24 protein-coding genes are annotated in these 24,753 nt (G+C 71.5%); 15 read left to right on the top strand and 9 right to left on the bottom strand.

Annotated elements, in window-relative coordinates; genetic code table 11:
- Window positions 1-293 (top strand): TOBE domain-containing protein (locus E4O86_RS18730; protein ID WP_161142077.1); only part of this gene is annotated, 293 nt, incomplete at its 5' end.
- Between the two features lie 92 nt (window positions 294-385).
- Here the strand turns inward: E4O86_RS18730 and E4O86_RS18735 are convergent.
- Window positions 386-1,342, bottom strand: a complete 957-nt coding sequence (locus E4O86_RS18735; protein ID WP_246206488.1) for a sugar kinase — start codon at window positions 1,340-1,342, stop codon at window positions 386-388.
- An 89-nt stretch (window positions 1,343-1,431) separates the two neighbouring features.
- Window positions 1,432-2,082, bottom strand: coding sequence for a TetR/AcrR family transcriptional regulator (locus E4O86_RS18740; protein ID WP_425500141.1), 651 nt, complete (start codon window positions 2,080-2,082; stop codon window positions 1,432-1,434).
- A 212-nt stretch (window positions 2,083-2,294) separates the two neighbouring features.
- On the opposite strand from E4O86_RS18740, the gene E4O86_RS18745 reads away from it, so the two are divergent.
- Genes E4O86_RS18745 through E4O86_RS18755 form a run of 3 tightly spaced genes read left to right on the top strand, consistent with a single transcriptional unit; the run spans window position 2,295 to window position 6,045 of the window.
- Entirely contained in the window at window positions 2,295-2,771 is a 477-nt protein-coding gene (locus E4O86_RS18745; RefSeq protein WP_161142078.1) for a (2Fe-2S)-binding protein, read from the top strand.
- Window positions 2,768-3,751 (top strand): FAD binding domain-containing protein, encoded by a 984-nt coding sequence (locus tag E4O86_RS18750; RefSeq protein ID WP_161142079.1) that lies wholly within the window; start codon window positions 2,768-2,770, stop codon window positions 3,749-3,751. The genes E4O86_RS18745 and E4O86_RS18750 overlap by 4 nt, the downstream gene beginning before the upstream one ends.
- Entirely contained in the window at window positions 3,748-6,045 is a 2,298-nt protein-coding gene (locus E4O86_RS18755) for a xanthine dehydrogenase family protein molybdopterin-binding subunit (protein WP_161142080.1), read from the top strand. Before E4O86_RS18750 ends, E4O86_RS18755 begins: the two co-directional genes overlap by 4 nt.
- Window positions 6,046-6,094: 49 nt before the next feature.
- On the opposite strand, the gene E4O86_RS18760 is transcribed toward E4O86_RS18755, so the two are convergent.
- From E4O86_RS18760 to E4O86_RS18770, 3 genes are all read right to left on the bottom strand, one after another.
- On the bottom strand, window positions 6,095-7,303 hold the full coding sequence (locus E4O86_RS18760; protein ID WP_161142081.1) for an MFS transporter: 1,209 nt from the start codon (window positions 7,301-7,303) through the stop codon (window positions 6,095-6,097).
- A 364-nt stretch (window positions 7,304-7,667) separates the two neighbouring features.
- The gene (locus E4O86_RS18765; RefSeq protein ID WP_246206491.1) at window positions 7,668-8,345 is read right to left on the bottom strand and encodes a 3-oxoacid CoA-transferase subunit B; all 678 of its coding nucleotides are present in this window, start codon (window positions 8,343-8,345) and stop codon (window positions 7,668-7,670) included.
- 88 nt (window positions 8,346-8,433) lie between these two features.
- On the bottom strand, window positions 8,434-9,054 hold the full coding sequence (locus tag E4O86_RS18770) for a 3-oxoacid CoA-transferase subunit A (protein ID WP_425500142.1): 621 nt from the start codon (window positions 9,052-9,054) through the stop codon (window positions 8,434-8,436).
- Between the two features lie 314 nt (window positions 9,055-9,368).
- Between E4O86_RS18770 and E4O86_RS18775 the strand changes: the two genes are divergently transcribed.
- Window positions 9,369-10,628, top strand: a complete 1,260-nt coding sequence (locus E4O86_RS18775) for a cytochrome P450 (protein WP_161142083.1) — start codon at window positions 9,369-9,371, stop codon at window positions 10,626-10,628.
- A 131-nt stretch (window positions 10,629-10,759) separates the two neighbouring features.
- Entirely contained in the window at window positions 10,760-13,531 is a 2,772-nt protein-coding gene (gene ppc / locus E4O86_RS18780) for a phosphoenolpyruvate carboxylase (RefSeq protein ID WP_161142084.1), read from the top strand.
- 70 nt (window positions 13,532-13,601) lie between these two features.
- On the opposite strand, the gene E4O86_RS18785 is transcribed toward ppc, so the two are convergent.
- Window positions 13,602-14,048 (bottom strand): ester cyclase, encoded by a 447-nt coding sequence (locus tag E4O86_RS18785; RefSeq protein ID WP_161142085.1) that lies wholly within the window; start codon window positions 14,046-14,048, stop codon window positions 13,602-13,604.
- Window positions 14,049-14,182: 134 nt separating this feature from the next.
- On the opposite strand from E4O86_RS18785, the gene E4O86_RS18790 reads away from it, so the two are divergent.
- Window positions 14,183-14,806: a TetR/AcrR family transcriptional regulator gene (locus E4O86_RS18790; RefSeq protein ID WP_281351637.1), complete on the top strand. Its 624-nt coding sequence runs from the start codon at window positions 14,183-14,185 to the stop codon at window positions 14,804-14,806.
- Between the two features lie 13 nt (window positions 14,807-14,819).
- Here E4O86_RS18790 and E4O86_RS18795 read toward each other — a convergent pair whose 3' ends face one another.
- Window positions 14,820-15,773, bottom strand: a complete 954-nt coding sequence (locus tag E4O86_RS18795; RefSeq protein ID WP_161142087.1) for a 2-dehydropantoate 2-reductase — start codon at window positions 15,771-15,773, stop codon at window positions 14,820-14,822.
- Between the two features lie 337 nt (window positions 15,774-16,110).
- Between E4O86_RS18795 and E4O86_RS18800 the strand changes: the two genes are divergently transcribed.
- Complete coding sequence (locus E4O86_RS18800; protein WP_161142088.1) at window positions 16,111-16,269, top strand: hypothetical protein; 159 nt, start codon at window positions 16,111-16,113, stop codon at window positions 16,267-16,269.
- 63 nt (window positions 16,270-16,332) lie between these two features.
- Here the strand turns inward: E4O86_RS18800 and E4O86_RS18805 are convergent, their stop codons facing one another.
- Window positions 16,333-16,623 carry a hypothetical protein gene (locus tag E4O86_RS18805; protein WP_161142089.1) on the bottom strand — a complete coding sequence of 97 codons (291 nt, stop codon included), beginning with the start codon at window positions 16,621-16,623 and terminating at the stop codon, window positions 16,333-16,335.
- Between the two features lie 102 nt (window positions 16,624-16,725).
- Window positions 16,726-17,553, bottom strand: a complete 828-nt coding sequence (locus tag E4O86_RS18810; protein WP_161142090.1) for an MBL fold metallo-hydrolase — start codon at window positions 17,551-17,553, stop codon at window positions 16,726-16,728.
- Between the two features lie 127 nt (window positions 17,554-17,680).
- On the opposite strand from E4O86_RS18810, the gene parA reads away from it, so the two are divergent.
- The 7 genes from parA to E4O86_RS18845 all read left to right on the top strand — a co-directional run bounded on the left by parA (window position 17,681) and on the right by E4O86_RS18845 (window position 24,723).
- Window positions 17,681-18,319: a ParA family partition ATPase gene (gene parA / locus E4O86_RS18815; protein WP_161142091.1), complete on the top strand. Its 639-nt coding sequence runs from the start codon at window positions 17,681-17,683 to the stop codon at window positions 18,317-18,319.
- Window positions 18,320-18,399: 80 nt separating this feature from the next.
- The gene (locus tag E4O86_RS18820; protein ID WP_161142092.1) at window positions 18,400-19,137 is read left to right on the top strand and encodes an outer membrane protein; all 738 of its coding nucleotides are present in this window, start codon (window positions 18,400-18,402) and stop codon (window positions 19,135-19,137) included.
- A gap of 250 nt (window positions 19,138-19,387) precedes the next feature.
- Window positions 19,388-20,602 carry an O-antigen ligase family protein gene (locus tag E4O86_RS18825; protein ID WP_161142093.1) on the top strand — a complete coding sequence of 405 codons (1,215 nt, stop codon included), beginning with the start codon at window positions 19,388-19,390 and terminating at the stop codon, window positions 20,600-20,602.
- A gap of 8 nt (window positions 20,603-20,610) precedes the next feature.
- Window positions 20,611-21,477, top strand: a complete 867-nt coding sequence (locus E4O86_RS18830) for a lipid kinase (RefSeq protein WP_161142094.1) — start codon at window positions 20,611-20,613, stop codon at window positions 21,475-21,477.
- 87 nt (window positions 21,478-21,564) lie between these two features.
- Window positions 21,565-22,026 (top strand): MarR family winged helix-turn-helix transcriptional regulator, encoded by a 462-nt coding sequence (locus E4O86_RS18835; protein WP_161142095.1) that lies wholly within the window; start codon window positions 21,565-21,567, stop codon window positions 22,024-22,026.
- Window positions 22,023-23,186, top strand: a complete 1,164-nt coding sequence (locus E4O86_RS18840; protein ID WP_246206489.1) for an HlyD family secretion protein — start codon at window positions 22,023-22,025, stop codon at window positions 23,184-23,186. The genes E4O86_RS18835 and E4O86_RS18840 overlap by 4 nt, the downstream gene beginning before the upstream one ends.
- Before the next feature lie 7 nt (window positions 23,187-23,193).
- Window positions 23,194-24,723: a DHA2 family efflux MFS transporter permease subunit gene (locus E4O86_RS18845; protein ID WP_161142096.1), complete on the top strand. Its 1,530-nt coding sequence runs from the start codon at window positions 23,194-23,196 to the stop codon at window positions 24,721-24,723.
- Window positions 24,724-24,753: the final 30 nt, after the last annotated feature.

Consider the following 24,753-nt stretch of genomic DNA (forward strand, 5'->3'; position numbering starts at 1 on the left):
CGGCGCTTGCGGGCCGCCCGCTGCCGCCGGGGCTCGCGGCCGGCCGCGGCGCGCTCCTGCTCGTCCGGCCCGAGCAGGTCGTGCTCGCCGCGCCAAAGGACGCGCTCTTCGCGCTCACGGTCGACGAGACCGTGTTCCGGGGCGGCGCCTGGTGGGTGGTCGGCCGCCTCGCCGACGGCCAGGAGGTCGCGGCGGAGCTCCGCAGCCACGGCCTTTCGGAACTCCGCCCGGGTGCCGTCCTCGATTGCACGCTCACCGGCGGCTGGCTGATGGCGGCGGATAAAGCGGGCTGATCCGCCCGGCCAGGGGCAGGGGCAGGGGCAGGGGCCCCGTGCATGGGCGCCCGATCGGTCCCTGGATGGGCCGGCGGCCCGTCCGTACGGCGTCAGCCGCGCTCCGCATGGCAGAGGGCGCGCTCGACCTCCGCCCGGGTCGGGATTCCTGCGACCGCGCCGTAGCGCTCGACCGACAGCGCCGCCGCGGCGACGGCGTAGCGGCCCGCCGCGAACGGGTCCGCCGTCGCGAGGAGTCGTGCCAGGAAGGCGCCGTCGAAGCAGTCGCCGGCGCCGGTCGCGTCGACGAGGCGGGCGGGCGGCGCGGCAATGCGTTCCCTCCCGTCGCGGGTCGCGATCAGCGCGCCGTCCGGCCCGAGCGTCAGGGCGACGATCCCGGCGCCGAGGCCGAGATAGAAGTCGGCGATCGCCCCGGGTTCCTCGAGCCCCGTCAGGAGCCGGGCGTCCTCGAGGCCGGGAAGCGCGACATCGGCCGAGCGCATGGCTTCGTGGATCAACGCGCGCGCTTGTTCGAGCGGCCAGAGCCGAAGCCTGAGGTTCGGGTCGTAGGAGACGCGCATCCCGGCGGCCTTCGCCTCCGCGATCGCGCGGAAGCCGGCCTCGGCGGCGGATGCGCTGATCGCCTGCGAGATGCCCGACAGGTGGAGGAGGCGCGCGGAGCGGATCGCTGCCACGGGCAGATTTTCGGGCGAAAGCAGGCTCGCCGCCGAGCCGGCGCGCCGGTACTCGAATTCGTGCCCCTCCGGCCCGTGGCGCACGAAATGGAGGCCGGTCGGCGCGGCCGGGTCGCGCGCGACGGCGCCGGCATCGACGTCCTCGCCGGCCCAGAGCGCCGTCAGCGCGTCGCCGAACCGGTCGGCGCCGAGCCTCGCGGCGACGCCGCTCCGCGCCCCCGCGCGGCGGGCGGCGACGGCCACGTTCGAGACGTCGCCGCCGAAGCCCTGTCGCCACAGGCCCGGCTCGACCTCGTTGAACTCGATGAGCGGCTCGCCGAGGCAGATGAGGTCGAGAGCCGCATCGGGCTCCGCGCCGTTCCCCATGGTCGCCATGTCACGCCTTTCCCTCGGCCGCTTCCGCACGTTGCTGGGCGATTGCAGCTTGGGCGAGATCGGCCCGCCCGGAAAGGCCCGCGCCGCGCTCAGGTGACGCGCGGGCCCTTCCCGCCGCCGCCTTCGCCGCCGGGCGCGCTCCACCGCAGGCCGTCCATGATGAGCGAGACGAGCCGGCGCGAACGCTCGCGCCAGTCCGGCGTGCCGGGCGCGGAGAATATCCCGGAGATCGCCCGGAACACGTCCGCGCTGTCGACGTCGGAGCGGACGGTTCCGGCCGCCGCCGCCGCCTCCAGGAGCCGGCGCAGGGTGGCGGAGACGAGGCCGGCGGTATCGGCGAAGAGCGCGGCATTGGTGTCTTGGAGCACGCGCAGGCTGTTCGCCATGCCGCGCTTGGTCGCGGCATAGTCGACGAGCCGCAGCATCCATTCGTTGAGCGCGACATCCGGCGGATTGGCGGCCGCCAGCGCGTCCGCGGCCCGCGAAAGCGCCTCGACCTCGCGCCGGTAGACGACCTCCACCAGGTGCTCCCGGGTGGGGAAGTGGCGGTAGAGCGTACCGATGCCGACGCCGGCCCGCCGGGCGATGTCCTCCAGCGAGGCGTCGACGCCGCCCTGCTCGGCAAAGACGCGCGCGGCCGCCTCCACGAGCTTGTCGCGATTGCGCCGGGCATCCGCCCGCATCTGCCTCGGCAATTCCTCCGCAGCCCGCCCCTTCTCCCTCGCCGGCCGTTCAGCCAAATCACACCTCCGCTTCGATCCGCCACTTGCGCCGGAGACGGCAACAGACTAGCTTCCAGAAACGGAGGCGCCTCCGGTTGATGGCGGTCTCCTGTTCTTATCTCATCGCGGCCGGGACATGTCATGCTGCTTCGCCCGCCGGTCCCTGGACCGGGGCGCGGAGACCCGGACAGTCGGCGGCCGGTCATCTAGAGCCATCGAAAGGGATGCGGATGACGACGGAAATCACCATCGAACTCGACATCAACGGGCGGAGCGAGACGCTGACGCTCGATCCGCGCGTCACGTTGCTCGACGCGCTGCGCGAGCATCTCGGCCTGACGGGCACCAAGAAGGGCTGCGACCAGGGCCAGTGCGGCGCCTGCACGGTGCATGTCGACGGCGCGCGGGTCCTCTCCTGCCTCACGCTCGCCGCCCAGGCCGCGGGCCGCCCGGTCACCACCATCGAGGGCCTGTCCGCGCCCGGCGGCGAGCTCCATCCGGTCCAGGCCGCCTTCCTCGAGCACGACGCCTTCCAGTGCGGCTATTGCACGCCGGGCCAGATCATGTCGGCGGTCGCCTGCATCCGCGAGGGCCATGCCGGATCGGACGAGGAGATCCGCGAATACATGGCAGGCAATCTCTGCCGGTGCGGCGCCTATCCGCACATCGTCGCCGCCGTCCGGCAGGCCGCGGAGATGGCGTCGTGAAGGCCTTCACCTATCAGCGCGCCGGATCGGCGGAGGACGCTGCCCGCCTCGCCGCCCATCCGGGGGCGATGCTCCTCGCCGGCGGAACCACGCTCCTCGACCTCGCCAAATGCGGCGTGGCCGAGCCGGACATGCTGGTCGACATCGGCCATATTTCCGGCCTCGACGCCATCGCCGTCGACGCCGGCGGCGCGACCATCGGCGCGCTGGCGAAGATGAGCGCGGTCGCCGACCACGCGGGGATGAGGGCCGCGTTCCCGGCCGTCGCCGAAAGCCTTTCGCAGGCGGCGTCGGCGCAGCTCCGCAACATGGCGACGATCGGCGGCAACCTGCTGCAGCGGACGCGCTGCCCCTATTTCCGCGATCCCGCGGCCTTTCCGGCCTGCAACAAGCGCGACCCGGGAAGCGGCTGCGCCGCGATCGGCGGCGTCACCCGCAACCATGCGGTGCTCGGCACGAGCGAGGCCTGCATCGCGACCTATCCGGGCGACCTCGCGGTCGCGCTCGTCGCCTTCGATGCGGCAGTCCGGCTCGGCGGGCGCACGATCGCGGTCGAGGAGTTCTTCCTGGTCCCCGGCGACACGCCGGCACGGGAGCATGCGATCGGGCCCGGCGAGATGATCACGGCGGTCGCCATTCCCGCCTCGCCCGCCGCGCGGCGCTCGACCTTCCTCAAGGTCCGCGACCGCCAGTCCTACGAATTCGCCGCGGCGAGCGCCGCCGTCGGCCTCGAGCTCGGCCCCGACGGCCGCACCATCCGGGACCTGCGGGTGGCGCTCGGCGGCGTCGCCACGGTGCCGTGGCGCTGCCGCGCCGTCGAGGACGCGCTGAAGGGAACGCTCCTCGAGCCGGAATCCGTGCGGGCAGCGAGCCGGCTCGCGGTCGAGGGCGCCGTCGCCCAGGCCGACAACGCCCACAAGATCGACCTTGCGCCGCGGCTGGTCGCGCGCGCCATCCTCAGCCTCGGAGGCCTCGCATGACGCTTCTCGACACACCCCGGAAACACGGCGACGCTTCCGACGGCGGCGCGATCGGCGCCCGGCTGTCCCGGCTCGACGGCAAGCTTAAGATCACCGGCGCCGCCACCTATGCCCTCGAGCAGCCGGTCGACGGCCTCGCCTATGCGGTGCTCGTGCCGGCGACGATCGGCGCCGGCCGGGTCGCACGGATCGATGTCGCGGCGGCAAAGGCTGCTCCCGGCGTGCGCCTGATCCTCACCCCCGACGACGATCTCGGGCTCCAGCCGGCGACCGACTGGAACAATGTGAGGGCCTCGGACGGCCCCTACGTCCCGCTTCCCCGCGACATCGCCTATAACGGCCAGCCGGTCGCGCTGGTGGTCGCCGACAGCCTCGAGCAGGCGACCGAGGCGGCGCGGCGCCTCGCGATCGCCTACGAGGAGGGCCCCGTCACGCCCGGCCTCGACAGCCCGAATGCCGGCGAGGGCAGCCCGCTCGACCAGCTGTCCGTCGCCTGGGGCGACGCCGAGGCAGCGCTTGCCGCGGCCCCGGTTCGGGTCGAGGCCGAGTACCACACGCCGCGCGAATATCACGCCGCGATGGAGCCGCACGGCCTGATCGCGCGCTGGGAGGGCGACCGGCTCACGGTCTGGGAGCCGAGCCAGTGGACCCATTCGATGGCGCGCAGCTACGCCGAATGGTTCGGGCTGCCGCCCGAGAACGTCCGGCTGGTCTCGCCCTTCGTCGGTGGCGGCTTCGGCTCCAAGGGTTTCAGCTACGGCTTCGGGGCGATCGCCGCGGCGGCCGCGCGGCGCCTCGGCCGGCCGGTGAAGCTCGCCGTCACCCGGCCGCAGAACTTCGCCGCCTATGGCGGCCGCGCCGCAACCCGGCAGAGCCTCGCGCTCGGTGCGACCGAGGACGGCGTGCTGCAGGCGATCGTGCTGCGCGGCGCCAGCGAGACCTCCACCGTCGGAACCTGGGTCGAGCAGGTCGGCGCGGCCACGCCGCTGATGTATGCCGTGCCGAACTTCAGCGCGCGCCAGCGGCTGGTAGCGGTCAACACCGTCACACCGGGGGCGCTGCGCGCTCCCGGCAAGACGCCGAGCGCCTTCGCCATCGAATCGGCGATCGACGAGCTCGCCTGTGCCGTCGGCGCGGACCCGCTCGAGATCCGGCTCAGGAACTATGCCGAGGAGGACCCGCAGGCCCGCAAGCCTTGGTCGACCCGTCGGATGCGCGAGGCGCTGGCGGAGGGCGCCGAAGCGTTCGGCTGGGCCCGCCGCAGCCGCGAGCCGCGCTCGATGCGTGACGGCCATCAGCTGATCGGCTGGGGTCTTGCGACCGGCACCTTCCCGGTCATCCGGAACTACGGCGAGGCGCTGGTGCGAATTCTCGCCGATGGCTCCGCGGAGGTCGTGACGGGCGCGACCGACATCGGCCAGGGGACCTACACGATCCTCGCCCAGACCGCCGCCGAGGCGCTCGGGATCCCGTTCGAGCGGATCGATGTCCGGCTCGGCGATTCCGCCCTGCCGGGCGCGCCTGTCGCGGGCGGCTCCAAGCTCGCAGGGGTGATGACGGGCGCCGTCCAGAAGGCCGCGATTGCGGCCCGGGACGAGCTCATCGCGCTCGCGCTCAACGATCCGAACTCGCCGTTCCGCGACACCGGCGCCAACACGCTGATCCTCGCCGACGGCCGGATCTCCGCGCCGCGCGGCGACGGGCCGGTCGTTTCGGTCGGCGAGCTCCTCGGCCGGATCGGCCGCGAGCGGATCGAGGTGCGGCGCGACACGCTGCCCGACCACCTGCAGACCCCGGAGGGCCGCTTCCGGGCCTGGACGACCATGACCACCGTGCAGGGGCCGACCGCGGGCGACTATTCCATGCACAGCTGGTGCGCGCATTTCGTCGAGGTCCGGGTCGACGAGGATTTCGGCACCATCCGTGTCGCCCGCATGGTCTCGGCCTTCGATTGCGGCCGCCTCTACAATCCGAAGCTCGCCGAGAGCCAGTGGAAGGGCGGCATCATCATGGGCATCGGCATGGCGCTCCTCGAAGAGGGCCTCGTCGATTCCCGCAACGGCCGGGTGATCAACAACAATCTCGGCGACTACCTGCTGCCGACCAATGCGGACGTGCCGGACATCCGGGTGATCGATGTCGGGATTCCCGATCCGCACGCCTCGGCGCTCGGCGGCAAGGGCGTCGGCGAGGTCGGGATCGTGGGCGTCGCCCCGGCGATCGCGAATGCGGTCTTCCATGCGACGGGACGGCGGGTCCGCAGGCTTCCGATCACGCTCGACGCGCTGGTCTGAGGCGATCGGGGACGAGGCCCTCCGCCGCCCGGCCGTGCGGCGGAGGGCCTCAGCTCCCGAAATCGAGCCGCGGCGCCTTCCGCGTCGCGAGGCTCAGGAGCAGCCCGAGCACGGAGAGGGCAAGCACGATCCGGAACGCCGGATCGTAGCTGCCGGTCGCGTCGAAGAGGGCGGCGCCGAGATAGGCACCGAGACCGCCGCAGACGTGATGGACCATGGTGATGAGGCCGGTCAGCGCGCCGAGATGGGCGAGGCCGAAGCCGTCGCGGACGAAGAGGACCGTGAGCGGCGCAATCACCAGGAAGGTCATGCCGAAGACGAGCGCGAAGACCGCGATCGCGAAGGGCGACTGGTCGACCGCGACGAGCGCGAAGACCGCGAGCCGGGCGGCGAAGGACGCGGCCGTCGGCCAGGCCGGTCCCGAGCGGTCGCTCCAGATCCCGGCGATGAACAGCCCCAGGAGCCCGGCAAGGCCCATCAGCGCCAGGAGGTTGCCCGCCAGGAACGCGTCCACCCCGCGATCCTGCGCGAAGGCCACGATGTGGGTCGCCACGAAGAAGTCCTCGAAGCCGCAGACGGCGTAGATCGCGAGGATGGTCCAGAACCGCGGCTGCCGCGCCGCCGCGCGGACCGAAAGGCCGCCCGCCCGGGGCGCCGCGCCCTCGGCGTGCGCATGCGCCCGCTTCCGCCCCGAAGGCACCAGGAAGAGGGGCAGGAGCGCCACGAAGTGCAGCAGCGCGAGCCAGACATAGAGCGAGCGCCACCCGGCCGCGGCCAGGGCGGCCGCCATCGCGCCGACGAGCACCAGCTGCCCGACGCTCATGCCGGCGACGACCACGCTGTTGGCCGCGCCGGTGCGGCCCGGAAAGGCGCGCGTGACGAGCACGCCGACGGGGATCAGCGACGCGATCCCGTTGCCGGCCGCGAACAGCACGCCATAGACGAGCAGCACCTGCCAATGGGCGGTGACGACGGCCATGAGGCCGATTCCGGCGCCGGCGAGGAGGAGCCCCGCGCCGAGCACGATCCGGGGATCGAGACGGTCGGAGAAGCGGCCGGCGGCGAACATGCAGGCCGCGGAGACGAACTGGAACAGCGCCACGGCGGAGCCGACGTCGCCGCGCACCCAGCCGAGCTCGTCCACCATCGGCTTCAGCGTCAGCCCCATGGCGAAGCGCGCGCCGCCGCCGACGAAGAGGACCAGGAAGCCGACTGCGAGCGTCACGAGCGCGCGGGTTCGCAGGCCGGTCTGCTGCATGATGAGGGAGGCTCCGAGGATGATTGCAGGCGGCGCCGGGCGAGAGCCGGCGCTTCCCTATGCACCGCCGCGGGCGGCGGCGAAAGGCCGGCGCCGATCCGAACGGCACCGGTCTGCCGCATGATCGGGGACGTTCCCGCGGCATGGACAGACACGCACCTCATGCCGCCTCGCCACGCCCCCGTCGTCATCGCCGGACTTGATCCGGCGAGCCAGAGGGGCGGCCGAGGCGGACGCCGCCTTCTCCTCCCTCCCCGTCGTCATCGCCGGACTTTGATCCGGCGATCCAGAGGGGCGGCCGAGGCGGAACCGGAGGCCGCTGGATGCCCGGGCCGGGGCGGCCCGGCCCGCGCGGGCGCCGCGGTCAGGCGCGGCGGAGGGGGGCCTCGGTGCGGGCCTGGAGGTCCTCGAAGCTGAGGCCGGGGATCATCTCGGTGACGAGGAAGCCGTCCGGGGTCACCTCGAGCACGGCGAGGTTGGTGTAGATGCGCTTGACGCAGCCGAGCGCGGTGAGCGGGTAGCTGCATTTGCGCACCAGCCGGCTCTCGCCGCTCTTGGTGGTGTGCTCCATCACCACCCAGAGGTTGCGGGCGCCGACGCACAGATCCATGGCGCCGCCGACGGCCGGGGCGGCGTCGGCGTCGGAGGTCGCCCAGTTGGCGATGTCGCCGGTCTCCGCCACCTGGAAGGCGCCGAGCACGCAGAGGTCGAGATGGCCGCCGCGGATCATGGCGAAGCTGTCGGCGTGGTGGAAATAGGCGCCGCCCGGCTTCAGCGTGACATATTGCTTGCCGGCATTGACCAGCCAGCGGTCGATCCGCTCCGGCGGCGGCTCCGGGCCCATGCCGAGAATGCCGTTCTCGGAATGGAACACCACCTCGCGCTCGGCCGGCACGTAGTTCGCCATCAGGGTCGGGATGCCGATGCCGAGATTGACGTACCAGCCCTCCGGCACGTCGCGGGCGGCGCGCGCGGCCATCTCGGCGCGCTTCAGCGGCGTGAAGGCGGCGGCCGCGCCGGCGCTCCCGCCCGTCCCGCTCATGCCCGTCTTGCCGGGGCCCGTCCCGCCGGGGCCCGTCCTGCTCATGCCGGTCTCGCTCATGCCCGTCTCGTTCATGCCGGTCTCCATCTCAGGGATCGCCGTAGGGGACATGCAGCACCCGGTCGACATAGAGGCCGGGGGTGACGATCGCCTCCGGGTCGAGCGCGCCGAGCTCGCTCACATGCTGGGTCTGGACGATGGTGAGGGTCGCCGCCGCCGCCATCACCGGATTGAAGTTGCGGCCGGATTCCCGGTAGGTGAGGTTGCCCCAGCGGTCGGCCCGCCAGGCCTCCACCAGGGCGACGTCGCCGGGCAAAGCGCGCTCCATGACATAGTGGCGGCCGTCGAAGGCGCGCGTCTCCTTGCCCTCGGCGAGGCGGGTCCCGTAGGCGGTCTGGGTGTAGAAGGCGGGGATGCCGGCGCCGGCGGCGCGCAGCCGCTCGGCGAGCGTGCCCTGCGGGACGATCTCGAGCTCGATCAGGCCGGCCTGGAAGAGCTCCTCAAAGACGACCGGGTCGGACGTGCGCGGGAAGCTGCAGACGATCTTGCGCACGCGCCTCAGCTCGAGCAGGCGGGCAAGGCCGGTGCGGCCGGTGCCGGCATTGTTGGAGACGATGACGAGGTCGCTCGCGCCCTGCTCGATCAGGGCGTCGATGAGGACGGCCGAGCCCGCGAGCGCCTCCGCCGCCGAGCGGACGAACTTGTCGATCATGCAGCCCCTCTCATGCAGTCCCTGTCATGCAGTCCATGTCATGCAGCCCCGGCCGCAGGTCCTAATCTTCCCGGTCCCGATCCCATGTCGGGCCCGGCACGTCAACGCGCCGCGCCGTCCCGCTTGTTCCGCCTGGCGAAATTGCGCCCGGAATCCACCCCCCGCCCGAGCCCCGCCGGCGGTTCCCGGCGGACACTGACCGGAGCGGCCCCGTGCCCCGCCCGGGCCGGCCGCGAGACCTTGACGGAGCGCGGCCTGAGGCCAGTTCCTTCATGCCGGTCCGGCGCGGCCGGCCGCACGGAGGCGACGGCATGCCCGCCATTCCCCGCGATCGCGGCTTCGACGCGACGCTCGCTCTCCTCCGCGAGGGCTATCGCTTCCTGCCGAACCGGTGGGCGCGGTTCGGAACCGACATCTTCGAGACGCGCCTGCTGCTGCGCAGGGCGGTCTGCATCGGCGGTCCGGAGGCGGCCGAGCTCTTCTACGGCGGCGGCCGGTTCGAGCGGGCGGGTGCAATGCCGAATCGCGTGCTGAAGCTCCTCCAGGACGAGGGCAGCGTCCAGCTTCTCGAGGGCATGCCGCACCGGCATCGCAAGGAAATGTTCCTGGCCATGATGGAACCGGCGCGCCGCGAACGCCTCGCGGCGATCTTCGCCGCGCGCTGGCGCGAGGCGCTCGCCGCGCGGGCGGACCGGAGCCGCATCGTCCTCTTCGACATGGTTCGCGAAGTCCTGACCCGGACCGTCTGCGAATGGGCCGGGGTGCCCCTCAGGGAGGCCGACGTGCCCATCGTGGCGGCGGAACTCGGCGCGATGATCGACAATGTCGCGACGTTCGGGCCGGGTCACTGGCGCGCCCGGCTGCTTCGCCGCAGGGCCGAGCGCCGGGCGCGGCGCATCGTCGCCGCGATCCGCGGACGCGGCGCGGAAGGCGGCGGGGAGGGGCGCAGCCCTGCGGAGATCGTCGCCCTGCATCGCGACCTCGACGGCAGGCTGCTCGATCCGGAGGTGGCGGCGGTCGAGCTCCTCAACGTGCTCCGCCCGACGGTTGCCGTCGGGCGGTTCGTGGTCTGGTCCGCGCTCGCGCTGCACCAGCAGCCAGGTTGGACGACGCGCCTGCAAGGCGGCAACGACGCCGACATCGAGGCGTTCGTCCAGGAGGTGCGCCGGCTCGCGCCCTTCTTCCCGTTCGTCGGCGGTCGCGTCCGCAAGGAATTCCATTGGCGCGGCAAGGACTTCGCAATCGGCGATTGGGTCCTTCTCGACCTCTACGGCACGAATCGGGACGGCCGCGCCTTCGCCGATCCGGACGCCTTCCGCCCGGCCCGCTTCCTTGATCGGCCGCCTTCGCCGTTCGATCTCGTGCCGCAGGGTGCCGGCGATCACCTGACAGGCCACCGCTGTCCGGGCGAATGGATCACGATCGACCTCATGAAGATGGCGGTGCGCCTCCTCACGCGCGAGATGCGCTACGAGGTCCCGCCGCAGGATATCTCGGTCGACCTCGCATGCATCCCGGCGCTGCCGCGAAGCGGCTTCGTGATCGAGCCGACGCGCAGCGCGGCGGCGTAGCGGCTCGCCGCCTTCCCTGTCCTCCGCGGTTCTCCCCCGGCGGCGGTCCCCCGTGGCACGCCTCTTGCGACGCTCTGCCGACGGCTCGAAACTGTTCCCGACGGTGAAGCCCGGAGCCCGGAGGCGGAGTGATGGCGCTGGCTGAGGCATCCGGTCCCGCGGTCCAGCCCGACGACGGCAAGGACCGGCCGCTCTATGACGACGTCCGGCTGCTCGGGCAGATTCTCGGCGACATCGTGCGCGAGCAGGAAGGCGAGGCGGCGTTCGAGCTCGTCGAGGCGATCCGCAGGCTCTCCGTCGCCTATGAGCGCAAGTCCGACGCGGAGGCGGGCCGCAACCTGGACCAGCTCCTGAAGCGCCTCAGCCCCGCCGAGACCGTCTCCGTGATCCGGGCCTTCAGCTATTTCTCCCATCTCGCCAACATCGCCGAGGACCGCCACCATTTGCGCCGGCGCGCCGTCCACGAGGCGCGCGAGGAGCACCAGGACGGCAGCCTGGCGCGGAGCTTCGAGCGCCTTGGCGAAGCGGGCGTCGGCGTCGAGCGGATCGCGCGCACGCTGAGGCGGAGCTACGTCTCGCCGGTGCTGACGGCGCATCCGACCGAGGTGCAGCGCAAGAGCACGCTCGACGCCGAGCGCGCCATCGCCGATCTGCTGGCCGAGCGCGACGACCTCCACACGCCGCGTGCCCGCGCCCGCAACGAGGCGATGCTGCGGGCGCGCATCGCGCAGCTCTGGCAGACGCGCATGATCCGCACGGTGAAGCTCACCGTCGCCGACGAGATCGAGAACGCGCTCGGCTATTACCGCACCACCTTCATCCGCGAGCTCCCGGAGCTCTATGCCGAGCTCGAGGAGCGGCTCGGCCAGCCGGTCGCGCCGTTCTTCCGCATGGGCAACTGGATCGGCGGCGACCGCGACGGCAATCCGAACGTCGATGCGGACACGCTCGCCCGCGCCGTGCGCCGCCACGGCGAAACGGTGCTGCGCCACTATCTCGACGAGGCGGTGGCGCTCGGCGCCGAGCTTTCGCTCTCGCGCTCGCTCGTCGCCGCGACGCCGGATCTCTTCGCGCTCGCCGAACGGGCGGGGGACCGGGAACCCCGCCGCGACGACGAGCCCTACCGGCGGGCGCTCGCCGGCATCCATGCCAGGCTTGCGGCGACCCTTGCCGCGCTGACGGGCGAGACGGCGCCGGCGGGCCCGCTTCCGCCCGGCCCGGCCTACCGCCATCCCGGGGCGTTCCTCGCGGATCTCCGGGTGATCGAGGATTCGCTCATGCGCAATCACGGCGGGCCGCTCGTCGCCGTGCGCTTGAAGCCGCTCATCCGGGCGGTCGAGATCTTCGGCTTCCACCTCGCCACCACCGATCTGCGGCAGAGTTCCGACCGCCACGAGGCGGTGATCGCGGAACTCCTTTCCGCGGCCCGGATCGAGCCGGCCTATGCGGCGCTCGGCGAGCCCGAGAAGCAGGCGCTGCTCCTCCGGCTCCTCTCCGACCCGCGGCCGCTCAGGGTGCGGAACGCCGCCTATTCGGATGGGGCGCTGTCGGAACTCGCGATCCTCGAGACGGCGGCCGCGCTCCGCCGCGCCTTCGGGCCCGACACGATCCGGCACTACATCATCAGCCACACCGAAGCCGTCAGCGACCTCCTGGAGGTCCTGCTCCTCCAGAAGGAAAGCGGCCTGATGGCGGGCACGCTCGCACCGGAGGACTGGGCCGGCGCGGAGGCCGATCTCGTGGTGGTCCCGCTCTTCGAGACCATCGAGGACCTGCGCGCGTCCGAGCGGATCATGCGCGCTTTCTACGACCTGCCCGGGATCGAGCGGCTGGTGCGCAATTCGGGCGGCGTGCAGGACGTCATGCTCGGCTATTCGGACAGCAACAAGGACGGCGGCTATCTGACGTCCACCTGGGAGCTCTACTGCGCCTCGACCGCGCTCGCCCGGCTGTTCGAGGAGAAGCCCGGGCTGACGCTCCGGCTCTTCCACGGCCGCGGCGGCGCGGTCGGGCGCGGCGGCGGGCCGAGCTACCAGGCGATCCTCGCGCAGCCGCCTGCGACCGTGAAGGGGCAGATCCGGCTCACCGAGCAGGGCGAGGTGATCAACGCCAAATACGCCAATCCGGAGATCGGGCGGCGCAATCTGGAGACGCTGATGGCGGCCGCGCTCGAGGCGACGCTGCTCGCCCGGGAGGAGGTCGCCCCGCCGGAATTCCTGGCGGCCGCGGCCGAACTCTCGGAAGCGAGCATGCGGGCCTATCGCGCGCTCGTCTACGAGATGCCGGGCTTCGCGGACTATTTCTTCGCGGCGACGCCGATCTCCGAGATCGCGCAGCTGAACATCGGCTCGCGTCCGGCGTCGCGGAAGGCGAACCGGCGGATCGAGGACCTGCGGGCGATCCCCTGGTCGTTCTCGTGGGGCCAGAGCCGGGTCGCGCTGCCCGGCTGGTACGGCTTCGGCTCGGCGGTGGAGAGCTTCCTGGCCGGGGACCCGCACGGCCGCGGCGAGCTGCTCATGCGCATGGAGGCGGGCTGGCCGTTCTTCCGCGCGCTTCTGTCCAACATGGACATGGTGCTCGCCAAGGCGGATATCGGCATGGCGGCACGCTATGCCGAGCTTGTGCCCGACCGGGCCCTCGCGCGCGCGGTCTTCGATGCGATCGAGGCCGAGTGGCAGCGCACCTGGAACGCGCTCGAGCTTGTCACCCGACGGCCGCGCCTCGCCGACAATCCGACGCTCGCGCGCTCGATCGCCCACCGCTTTCCCTATATCGCCCCGCTCAACCACCTCCAGGTCGAACTGCTCCGCCGCTGGCGGGCCGGGCAGGTGGACGACAAGGCGCAGCGCGGCATCCTGATCTCGATCAACGGCATCGCGGCCGGGCTGCGGAACACCGGCTGAGGGCAGCCTTGCGGAGCGCCGTGCGGCTCTCCGCAAAGCCGCCCGCATGCCGGAAGGCAAAGCAGGCGCGTCAGGCGGCGATCGCGGGCAGCGCCCCGATCTGGCCGAGAATGGCCATCTCGTCGGCCCGCAGCCAGGTCTCAGCGATCAGGCCGTTCTCCATCCGGTAGAGCACGAGGCCGTCGAACGCGACCGTCCGCCCGGTTCCGGCGACGCCGGCAAAGTCCTCGGCGTGCACGCAGGTGATGTGCCATCGCGCCGAAACGAACTGCCGGTTCGCGACGAGTGCGTCGATCTCGAAGCTCATGTCGGCGAAGGCACGCCGAAAGGTCCGAAAGAACGCCTTGTAGCTCTCGCGGTCACAGGGGTCACCGCCGGGAAAGCCGTGGCAGACGATCCCGGGCGCCACGGTTTCGTCGATGACCGCCACCTCCGCCAGGTCCGGGGAATGGGTCCCGGCGAGGAAGCGCTCGACGGTCGCCCGGTTGCGGGCGGCGACGCGATTGTCGTCAGTCATGGTCCGATTCCTTCATCTCGCTTCAAAACATGCCCGCTGCGCGAGCGATTTCAGTGAACAGTCATGTTCATCGGAATGCGATAAGGTTGCCGTTCCGCCTTGTCAAGGATTGGATGATCACCCATGTTCACTGAATGGAGAGCAAGCGGGTGTATCGGAAAGAGAGGCGCGCCAGGTCGGAGGACGAAACGCGCCGGCGCATCGTGGAAGCGGCCATGCGGCTTCATGAGGAGGTCGGGCCGCGGGCGACGACGATCAGCGCCATCGCTGCGCGCGCAAGCGTGCAGCGGCTGACCGTCTACCGGCACTTTGCGGACGAGACGGCGATCTTCCGGGCCTGCACGTCGCACTGGCTGAGCGTCAACCCGCCGCCCGACCCGGCTTCGTGGGGCGCGGTCGCGGCGCCGTTGGAGCGGCTCGAGGCGGCGCTTTCCGCCTTCTATTCCTACTACCGTGCCACCGAAGCGATGTGGGCGGCGGCGCATCGGGACTTGGCCGAAGTTCCCGCACTGCAGGAGCCGATGGCGGCGTTCGCGAGGTTCCTCGCAGCGGTTGCCGACGGCCTTTTCGAGCCGTTCGGGATCGGCATGCCGGCGGGCGCGCCCCTGCGGGCGACGATCCGCCACGCGCTTGACTTCCCGACCTGGGCGGGGCTCGACCGGCAGAGGCTTCCGGAAGAGGAGAAGGTCGCGCTCGTCCTCGCTTGGGCGGCCGGAGCGGCGGCGACGCAGTCTCGGCCTTCTCCGCGGGCGGCGTAGGAGAAAGGTGAGGTCAGGCGGCCGCCCGCGCGGCGTCGCTGATTGCGGAGAGGAGCGCGAGAAGCGCGCGGTTGAGGGGTGTCGCGATGCCGTGCCGCTCGCCCGCCGCGACGACGGCGCCCGTCAGCGCCTCGAACTCGAGCGGCCGGCCGGCAAGCGTATCGAAATACATCGACGTCCCGGCCTCCTCCGGAAAGGTGAGGAGCCGCGCGAGCGTCCGTTCCGGCTCGTCGGGCTCGAGCCGGGCGCCGCACGCCGCGGCCACCGCCGCGGCCTCCTCGAGCACGGCGAGGCCGAGGGCGCGGATGTCGCCCCGCCGCATCACGACCTGCCGCTGGCGGGTGAGGGCGCCGATCGGATTGGCGACGGCGTTGATGAGGAGCTTCCGCCACATCAGCGTCAGGAGGTCCGCGCTCAGCCCGACGGCGAGCGACGTGCCGGCGAAGAGCGCGGCGAAGGCGCGGCCGTCCGGTTCGTCCGCGACGATCATGTCGTCGCCGCCGATGTGCCGGAGGCGGACGCGGTCCGGCGCGATCCGCTCGCCATTATAGTAGACGATCACCGGCACGGCCCGCGCCTCGCCGATGAAGGGCGCGACCCGGCGGGCGTGGTCGACGCCGTTCTGCAGCACCGCGACCCGCGTGGAAGGCCCGCAGAGGCGCTCGAGCCACGGCCCGGCCGCCGCGGTGTCCTGGGCCTTGGTGGCGAGGAGCACCCAGTCGACGGGTTCGGCCTCGCCGGGATCGGTCAGCGTGCGGAGCGGCAGGTCGAGCGCGGTCTCGTCGCGCTCCAGCGTGAGGCGCTCGAGCGGCCGGCGGGCGCATCCGACGATGCGGTGGATGCCGGCCTCGGCCAGGCATCCGGCGGCGACGCCGCCGATCCCGCCGAGCCCGACCACGGCGACCGCCTGCGGACCTGCGGAGGCTTCGGCCGCCGGTGACGGCTCCGGGCCATCCAATCGCTGCATCGGCATCTCCATCGGCGGCCGCCCGCGCGGCTCCTCGCGGCGAGGACTGTCCGCCGGAGGCGGCAAGGGCACCACCCGATTCCGTGCGGCCGGCGGGCACGCCATGCCGCATTGCAGCATCGTGCCATCGACGCTCCGTCGCAAGTGCGCTTCGCGAGCCGTCCGTAAGCGGGCTTGCCGATGCGGCGGGCATGCCCATATCAGGACCATCCGGCCGGTCGGCCGGGCCATGCGGCTCCGAGTGAGCCGACGCTCTCCCCATTCGATCCGCCTGACTTGCCGCGCCGGGATTGACCGGACGGCCGCGATCGATTCGAGCGTGATGAAAAGAGAAAGAATGAAGAAGAAGACAAAGCCTGCGCGCAAGCCGCGCGCAATCCGTCCGAGCGCGGAGACGAAGCGTCCCGAACAGCTCGGCCATTTCGACTGGAAGCCCGAGCCGTCCCCGATCTCCCGCGCGGAGATGCGGCAGATCGTGCTCGAAATGATCGGCTGAGGCCGAGCCTCGCCTCGGCCCTCATCGCAAGAGCCGAGGGAGGGCGGTGCCCTCCTCGCCGGCTCAGTGCGTGTCGGGCCGCGCCCGCGTGGAGGCGATCGCCTCCAGCGCCATTTCGGAGAGCCGCTGCCACTCGGCGGCGGCGAAGCCGTGGATCGCGGAGCGGTCGCGCCCCTCCGCCAGGCTCTCGCGCATGAGCTCGAGCTCGGCGAGGAACATCTCGGCGTCGAAATTCGGCAGGTCGGCGGCGATCCGGCGAAGCACGATGCGGAGGAACTGCCGCTGCATCGCGCTCTGGATCACCATCAGCTCGCCGAGCGCGTCGATCTCCGAAGCGGGGGTCTTGTCCGGCATCAGCGGCCTCTCCGGTTCGCGAAAGCAAGAGGGGCAGGCGCGGCCTGCCCGTGCCGGTGCGAGATAGAGCATCGCGTCCGGCTCCGCCACCCCGAGGGCCCGTCAGTGGCCGGGCAGCACCAGGACGGTGGTGGTCTTCGGCAGCGTCGCCGTCGAGACCGTGATCTCCGGAACGGAGCTGCGCTCGATCTCGAATTCCTCGCCCAGCACGGCGAGGAACCGCTCCAGCGTCTCGGTGCCGAAATAATGCATCGGCAGGACGAGGCGCGCCTTCAGCACCTTGAGCGTGTCGACGACGGCGTCCTGCGCCATGGTGAAGGTGCCGTCGACGGCCACCATCACGACGTCGAGCTGGCCGATATAGGCGAGATCCTCCGGCGCGAGCCGGTGGTGGAGATGGCCGAGATGGCCGATGCAGAGCCCCGCCATCTCGAAGATGAAGATCGAGTTCCCGTCCGGGATCGTTCCGCCGCCCCAGCTTCGGATGTCGGTCGTCACGTTGCGGATGAGCACGTCACCGATCTGGAGATTGTGCTTGGCGGGTCCGCCCTCGGGGTTCCATCCTCTGAGGACGTATTCGATCCGCGGATCGGGGGTGTCGGTATAGTGGCTCGAATGCGCGCGGTTCATCGTGACGACGCGCGGGATCACGCCGGGCCCCGCCCAGCCGTCGTAATCGGTCGCGACGGTGACGCCGGCCGGGCTGGTGATGAGGAAGGTCGCGTGCCCGACGAAACGGATCGAGACCGGTTCGCCGGCGGCGGGGATCGGCCGCGGCCGCATCCGGCCTCCGTCCGGGACATAGGCCGCCCGGAGGCTCGGCGGGGCCGCTTGCGCCATCGCGAGGCACTGGCTTCCCATCTGGGCCGCCGCAGGCGCGGCGAAGAGGAGGCCGGCGAGGAGTGCAAGCAGTCTGCTCGGCAGCGTCATGGCCAAGGCTCCGGCTGGTCCGGCGAGTTTAGCCGGAGGGTTCGGATCGGCAATGCCGGTCCGGTCACGGTTTCGTTTGCGCTTGCGGGGTTATTGCTGCGGTGCAACACTTCGCTCGGGAGGCCCGATGACCGGCCGAATCGTGACCATCGCCCAGCAGAAGGGCGGTTCCGGCAAGACGACGCTCGCCGCGCATCTCGCGGTCGCCTGGACCGGGCGGGGGCGCGTGGCGCTCCTCGACGTCGACCCGCAGGGGAGCCTCGGCGAATGGTTCGAGGCGCGCGAGCGCAGCCTGGGCGAGGATCGTACCGGCGTGACCTTCCGCACCGCGAGCGGCTGGGGCGCGAAGCGGGAGGCGAAGGCGCTCGCCCGCGATCACGATTTCGTGGTGCTCGACACGCCGCCCAAATCCGATCTCGAGGCGCGGCCGGCGATCGAGAGCGCGGATCTCGTGGCGGTGCCGGTGCAGCCGACCCCGGTCGATCTCTGGGCGAGCGGCGCGACGCTCGATCTCGTCGCCCGCGAGAGGCGCCCGGCGCTGCTGGTCGTCAACCGCGTGCCGCCGCGCGGGCTGCTCGCCGAGGAGGTGATCGCGGCCCTGGCGGCGCTCGGGCCGGCGGCCGCGGCGCGCCTCGGCAACCGGATCGCCTTCGCCGCCAGCATGGGCAAGGGGCGCACGGTGCTCGAAACGGAGGCGGGCGGCAAGGCGGCCGCGGAGGTGGCGATGCTCGCCGATGAGCTCGCCGCGCGCCTCGCCGGCACGTGACCTGGAAGACCGAGCGTTTACCGCAGCTTAACTCTCCGGCGGCAGGTGTGGTTCATCGAACCCTAACGCAGGAGATAAGTATGTCGTCCTCCGCGCTCCTCCGGCTCTGCGCGCTCTCCGGCCTCGCTCTCGCCGGCTCGCCCGTCCTCGCGGCCGATATCCCCGATTACGGCTACGGCGCCGCGCCCGCGGCGACCGGCTACCCCGCGACCTGGTCCGGTCCCTATCTCGGCGTCAGCCTCGGCGGCGGCGTCGGCAATCACGACGCCACCTATTCGGCCGGCGGCGCGCCGGTCGCAGGCGTCGACGGGATCGGCGGCGAAGGCTTCGTCATCGACGGCACAATCGGCTACGACGCCCAGGTCGGCGGCAATTTCGTCGTCGGCGTTCTCGGCGACATCTACTGGTCCAATCTCGGCAGCGACGCCTTCGCGATCTCCGGCGGCACGCGCGTCGACGGCGACATCGACGCCAAGTGGGGCTTCGATCTGCTCGCCCGGGCCGGCATCGCCGTCAATCCGAGCACGCTCCTCTACGCGCTCGGCGGCTACAGCTGGGAGAAGTTCGAGGCGAGCTTCGTCGCCACGCCCGGCGGCGCCGCCGGCAGCCAGGAGGAGAGCTTCGGCGGCTGGACGCTCGGCGCCGGCATCGAAACCAAGCTCACCGACAATGTCTCCGTGAAGGCGGAGTACCGGTACACGCGCTTCGACGATGCCGATTACGGCGTGCCGGGCGGCGGCTCGATCAATATCGAGCCCTCCACCCACACGGCGCGGTTCGGCATCAACTACCGCTTCGGGCCGGCGCTCGGCTTCTGATCCGGCTGCGGCGGCGCTCCGGAAGGAGGGCCGCCCGCCTGGAGGTCGCCTGTGGAAAGGCTGTCCCGAAGAGCAAAGCCGGCTTGTCAAAATAACTTGGGTTGCAGCGCCGCTCGCCGCACTTGCAGGTGAGTCCGCCGGTCCCTATAAGCGCCGCGCAGCACCCTTTGCTACAAGTCTTCGGACGCGCTTTCCGGGACGGAAACGTGGGTCAGAGCTGGAGGGTGCCGATTTGCGAGGCTCGGGCTCCATGAGGTCCGACTGGATCGAGAGGGCCGGCCTCTTCATCGGCTTCACGCTGCTTCCCGTCGTCAGCGTCTATGCGACGCGATCCGCGGCGACCTTCCTGTCGGTCTCCGCGCTGCTGCTGGCGGTGGCGCGCATGGCGGCCGACGGATCCGCGCGGCCGCTCCTTTCGGAGTTCGGGAGATCGGCCCGTCGCCCGCTCGGACTGAGCCTGCTCGCCTTCGCGGCTGTCGCCGTCCTGTCGCTCGCCTGGTCGCCCGCGCCGCTCAGGGCCTGGGACGAGGCGCTCCGGCTCGCCGGCAGCATCGTGCTCGTCCTCGCCTGGTGCGTCGTGATCCGCCGCGTCCCGACCGAGCGGATCTGGCCCTATCTGGCGGTCGGCGTCGCGCTCGGCGCGGCGGCCTGCGCCTACGAGCTGCTCGCGCCGGTCGGACTGAGGACGATCCTCACGCGGGAGACGGCCACGTGGAACCTGAACCGGCCCGTGATGATCGTGAGCGTGCTCGCCTCCGCCCTGTTCGTCATCTCCGCGCACGACCGTTCGCCGCGGCGGATGGTCGTCTCCGTCGCGCTCGCGGCGCTGGCCTTCGGCGTGGCCGCCATCTCGGAGAGCCAGTCGACCGACCTCTTCTGGCTCGCTTTCGTGCCGGCGACCCTCTTCGCCGCCATCTTCGCGCGGCGCGGAACCATCGTCATCGGCGTGCTGATGGGGGTCGCGCTCCTGATGATCCCGTTCGCCGTGCCCTGGGTCGCGGACCGGCTCCGTCCCCTGCTCGACGCCGCGCCGCTCGCCAATTACGTCCGGGAAAGCCACGCGCTCCTGCGCCTCGACATCTGGCGGGGGTTCGCCGAGGCGCTCCCGGCGCGGCCGTTCACCGGCTGGGGCATTGCGAGCGAGCGCTTCATGAAGCACGCCGACGGCAGCGGCCGTCCCTTGGTGCCCTATGCCCATCCGCACAGCCTGCCGATCCAGCTCTGGCTCGATTTCGGGCTCGTCGGCGTCCTTGTCGCGCTCTCCGTCCTCGCCGCGACCTTCCGGCGGATCCTGGCGCTTCCGCCCCGCCAGGGCGCGCTGGCGGCCGGTCTCCTCGCCGCCCTCTTCGCCGTGTGGTCGGTGAGCCACGGAGCGTGGCAGGAATGGTGGCTGGCGCTGATCGCGCTGAGCTTCGGCACGCTCATCGCCGCTCGCGCCGGGCCCGCGCCGCCTTCCTTGCGCTGATGCGCGCCTTGGTAGCGATCAATCGCGGCAGCCGGCACGGACGGAGATCGCTCGATCGCGCGCTCGCCATCCTTGCCGGGGCGGGCATCGAGCCGGTCGTGGCGGCGGTGCCGAAGTCCCGCCACATCCCCGAGCTCGTGGCGCGGCATGTCGGCGCGGTCGATGCCGTCGTGCTCGTCGGCGGCGACGGCACGGTCCACAATGCCGTCGCGCTGCTCCTGGAGCACGACCTTCCGCTCGGGATCCTCCCCACCGGGAGCGCCAACGACCTCGCCCGGAACCTTGGGATTCCGCCGTCGCCCGAGCGTGCGGCCGCAATCGTCGCGGCCGGAAGGACGCGGCGGATCGACGTCGGCTACGTCAATGGCGAGCCGTTCCTGAACGTCGCACATATCGGGATCGGGGCGGCCCGGGGAGCGGCCGCGCCGCGGCCGCTCAAGCGCGCCTTCGGGCGGTTCGCCTACATGCCGGCGGCTCTTTTCGCGGTCCTCGGCGCGCGGCCGTTTCGCGCCGCCATCGTCGTCGACGGCCGGGAGATCACGATGCAGGCCGTCCAGATCACGGTCGGAAACGGCGGCAGGTTCGGCGGGATCGGGACCGTCTCGGAGACCGCCCGGATCGATGACGGGCTTCTGCACCTTTTCGCCGTCAAGGCGGGAAGCGGGCTCGCGATCCTCCCGATCCTGCCGTCGTTGCTGACGGGGCGGCTGGGGCGCCGGAGAAGCGTCGAGACCTGCTCCGGGCGCGAGCTCGCCGTGACGACCGACGCGCCCATGCCGGTGAGGACGGACGGCAAGCTCGTCGCGGAGACGCCGGCGCGGTTCTCCGTCAGGCCCGCAGCGCTCAGGGTCTTCGCGCCCGATCCAGGCGTCTGAGGCTGGCGGCGTTTGGTCGCGGCCGTCATGGCGGCCCGATGAAACATTGGCTGGATATTGTCAGCATAGCTTATTATATGCGGCTCCATGAGTGACACGACGATCAAACACAGCCTCGGCTTCCTGATCACCGACGCGCACCGCCTGCTGCGGCGCCGCTTCGAGGAGAAGGCCCGCGGCACCGGGCTCACCGCGACGCAGTGGCAGATGCTCGCCCGGCTCTCGCACAACGAGGGCATCAACCAGGTGCGCCTGGCGCAGCTCCTGGAAGTCGAGCCCATGACGCTCTGCCGGCTCGTCGACCGGATGGAGGAGGCGGGCTGGGTCGCCCGCGAGCCCGACCCCGGCGATCGGCGCGCGCGGCTCCTCTACCTCACCGACAAGACCCGCGGGCAGCTTGGCGCGATGCGGGAAGTCGCCCGGGAGGTCTATGCCGAGGCGCTGGCCGGGATTTCGCCGGAGGTGCGCGCAATTGTCACCGAAGCGCTCTGCACGTTGATCAGGAACCTCTCCGAGCGGGAAGCCGTCCTCGGGGAGGACGCGGCATGAAGCGGGATTACGCAATGGCCGAGAAGCCAGTCGCCGAAGGAACCGCAGCCGAGGGCGCGGTCGCGGAGAAGCCGAAGGCGCGCCGCGGCCGGCGGACCTTCCTGATGCTGGGGCTCCCGCTCCTGGTCGCCCTCGCCGGCGGCTATTTCTGGGTGACGGGCGGACGCTATGTCAGCACCGAAAACGCCTATGTCCAGCAGCCGAAGGTCTCGATCGCGCCGGACGTCGCCGGCCGGATCGTCACGGTGGCGGTCCGCGAGAACCAGCGTGTCGGCGCCGGCGACGTGCTGTTCCAGATCGATCCGGAGCCGTACCGCCTCGCCCTCGAGCAGGCCGAAGCGGCGCTTGCCGGCGCGCGCCTCGACGTGGACCGGCTGCGCTCGGCCTATCACAGCGCCACGGCCGACCTGCAGACGGCCAAGGATACGCTCGCCTTCCGCAAGAACGAGCTCGCGCGCCAGCAGAAGCTCGTCGGCAACGGCTACGTGACGAAGTCCCAGTTCGAGGAGACCCGGCTCGCCGAGCAGGAGGCCGAGCAGCAGCTCCGCTCCGCGGAGCAGCAGGTCGCGAGCGCGCTCGCCGCGCTCGGCGGCAGCCCGGACATCGCGACCGACGACCACCCGGCCGTTCTCGAGGCGCTCGCCAACCGCGACCAGGCGAAGTTCAACCTGGAGCGCACCAGGGTCGCGGCGCCCCGGCCCGGCATCGTCAGCCAGACCGGCCGGCTCCAGATCGGCCAGTACGTCGCCGCGGGCACCGCGGTGATGAGCCTGGTCGAGCCGGAGGACACCTGGGTCGAGGCGAACTTCAAGGAGACCGAGCTCACCGGCATGGCCGTCGGCCAGCAGGCGGAGCTCACGTTCGACACCTATCCCGGCCGCAGCTTCGAGGCCGAGGTGGCGAGCATCGGCGCCGGCACCGGCGCCGAGTTCTCTCTGCTGCCGGCGCAGAACGCGACGGGCAACTGGGTCAAGGTCGTTCAGCGCATCCCCGTCCGGCTGCACATCGTCTCTCCGCCGCAGGACGTGGCGCTCCGGACCGGCATGAGCGCCTCGGTCTCCGTCGATACCGGGCATGTCCGGGGATTGCCGAAGGTGATCCGCTCCGCGCTCGCCGTCGTCGGCATTGGGCCCTCGGTCGCGCAGGCGCGGGCGGACTGATCTCCCGATGAGCGCGGACTCGCATGCGGCGGTGCCGAACCGCGGCCTGATCACGGTCTCGATCATGCTCGCGACCGTGATGCAGGTGCTCGACACGACGATCGCGAACGTCGCGCTGCCGAGCATGCAGGGCAATCTCGGCGCGGCCCAGGACACCATCACCTGGGTGCTCACCTCCTACATCGTCTCCTCTGCGATCATGACGCCGGTGACCGGCTGGCTCGCCGAGCGGTTCGGGCGCAAGGCGCTGTTCCTCACCTCGGTCGGCGGCTTCACGATCTCGTCCATGCTCTGCGGCATCGCCGGGAGCCTCGAGACGATGGTGCTGTTCCGGATCCTGCAGGGGGCCTTCGGCGCCGCGCTCGTGCCGCTGTCCCAGGCCGTGCTCCTCGACATCAATCCGAAGGAGCGGCACGGCCAGGCGATGGCGCTGTGGGGCGCCGGCATCATGGTCGGGCCGATCATCGGGCCGACGCTCGGCGGCTGGCTCACCGAAAGCCTCAGCTGGCGCTGGGTGTTCTACATCAACCTGCCGGTCGGCATTCTCGCCTTCCTCGGCATCCTCGCGTTCCTGCCGGAGACCGAACGGCGCCGCCGCGGCTTCGACGTGCTCGGATTCGCGATGCTGAGCCTCGCCGTCGGCGCGCTGCAGATGATGCTCGACCGCGGCGAGCAGCTCGACTGGTTCTCCTCGCCGGAGATCGTGATCGAGACGTTCCTCGCCGCAACCGGGCTCTGGGTCTTCGTCGTGCACTCCGTGACGGCGCGCAACCCGTTCATCCATCCGCAGATCTTCCGCGACCGGAACCTCGTCACCGGGCTGGTCTTCATCTTCATCGTGGGCATCATCCTGCTTGCGAGCCTGGCGCTGCTGCCGCCGCTGCTCCAGAACCTGATGGGCTATCCGACCATCACGACCGGCCTCGTGATGGCGCCGCGCGGGGTCGGCACGATGATCTCGATGATCCTGGTCGGCCGCCTCGTGCACCGCATCGACCCGCGCCTGCTCATCCTGACCGGGCTCGGCCTCACCGCCGTCTCGCTGTGGGAGATGACCGGCTTCACGATCGCGATGGGCTCCTGGCCGATCATGAAGACCGGCATCATCCAGGGCCTCGGCCTCGGCCTGGTCTTCGTCCCGCTCAGCACCATGGCGTTCGCGACGCTCGAGCCGCGCTTCCGGACCGACGCCGCGAGCCTTTTCAGCCTGGTCCGCAATGTCGGCAGCTCGATCGGCATCTCCGTGGTGGTCACGCTCCTGTCGCAGAACGCGGCCGTCAACCGGGTCGAGCTCGTCTCGCGGCTGACGCCGTTCCAGCCGGCCGTCGCGGACCAGATGCCGGCTGCGCTCGCGGGCGACCCGACGACGCTCGCCAATCTCGCCGCGCAGGTCGCGCAGCAGGCGACGATGATCGCCTATCTCGACGACTTCATGCTGATGATGTTCGTCACCCTTGCGGCGACCCCGCTCCTCCTCCTCCTGCGGCGCCCGGCCCGCGCGCCGGCCGCGGCCGGCGGCCCGGCGATCGCCGAATAGGCGGGCGGGCGGCCGATGCCGGATCCGGCG

This window comes from Propylenella binzhouense (assembly GCF_009866965.1).
GTDB classification, from domain to species: domain Bacteria; phylum Pseudomonadota; class Alphaproteobacteria; order Rhizobiales; family Afifellaceae; genus Propylenella; species Propylenella binzhouense.